The following is a 1,196-nucleotide window of genomic DNA, read 5'->3' as shown; positions in this document are numbered from 1 at the left end:
CGGCGAGGTGCTCGGCGCCCAGAAGCTGTCTGCTGACCAGGCTGCGGTTAGTGCTGGGGTGCTGGGGTCCGGGCGGACAGTGGACGTGCTGGTCGGGCCGGCGGGCACCGGGAAGTCGCACACCGTCGGCGCACTGTCGGCTGTGTGGGCGGGTGAGCACGGTGGGCGGGTGTTGGGCTTGGCGACCGCGGAGATGGCCGCGCGGAACCTGGCCGAGCTCGGCCTGGAGGGGATGAACGCCGCACAGTGGCGGCAGCGGTTCCTACCGGACCCGAGCACCGGTGAGGTTCGTGATCGGCTGCACGCCGGGGACCTGGTGGTCGTCGACGAGGCCGGCATGAGCACCACCGCCGAGCTGGTCGAGATCAGTGACGCCGCCGCGGCGGCCGGGGCCAAGGTGCTGCTGGGCGGCGATCACCACCAGCTCCAGCCGGTCGGCGCGGGCGGCATGTTCGCCCACCCCGCCGCCCAGGACGGTGTCCTCGAGCTGGACACGGTCCATCGGTTCCGCCACGCCTGGGAGGCCGAGGCGTCGCGGCAGTTGCGTGTGGGCGACGTCGACGCCGTGGCGGCCTATGCCGATCGGGGGCGGGTGCGGACGGGCACGGTGGAGGAGAAGAGCGGGCACTCCGTGCGCGGGCACAGGGCCGACCTGCTCGACGGCAAGGACGGCCTGCTCATCGTCGGAACCGAACGGACGGCAGCGGGGATGTCGAGGCAGGGTCACGAGAGCCGCGTCGAGCTCGGAAGGGGACCCGCTGAGCCTGTTGCCACGGTGACGGTCGGCGGGGTCGAGAACGACATCGGGGTCGGGGACCTGATCCAGGCGACCCGCAACGACCGGCGACTGCGCGTGGATCCCGCGCCGGACGGGACCGTTGGCGAGGTCCTGAACAAGGAGCGCTACACCGTCATCGGTCTTAGCCCCGACGGCGCGATCCTGGCCCGAGAACAGCGCGGCGCGGTCGCGCACCTGACCCCCGAGTACGTCAAGAAGCACGTCATCCTCGGATACGCCGTCACCGCCTACGCGGCCCAAGGCGTCACCGTCGATGTCGGGCGCGGCCCGCTCGACCGCGACGCGGCCCGCGAGTCGGCGTACGTGCCGAACAGCCGCGGGACGGAGAACAACCTGCGGTACCTGGTCACCGAGCAGCCCACGGACGGGTCACACCACCGGCGCCACGCGGACCACC

1 protein-coding gene is annotated in these 1,196 nt (G+C 72.3%); it reads left to right on the top strand.

Features of this window, described 5'->3' with window-relative positions; all coding sequences use genetic code 11:
* Window positions 1-7: 7 nt before the first annotated feature.
* A partial coding sequence (locus D8M34_RS17945; protein WP_342343186.1) for an AAA family ATPase occupies window positions 8-1,196 on the top strand: 1,189 nt, incomplete at its 3' end.

It is taken from the genome of Microbacterium sp. HSID17254, assembly GCF_003989315.1.
Classification (GTDB): Bacteria; Actinomycetota; Actinomycetes; order Actinomycetales; family Microbacteriaceae; genus Microbacterium.
The sequence above is the reverse complement of the archived record's forward strand: the minus strand, read 5'-3'. Positions and strand labels throughout refer to the sequence as shown.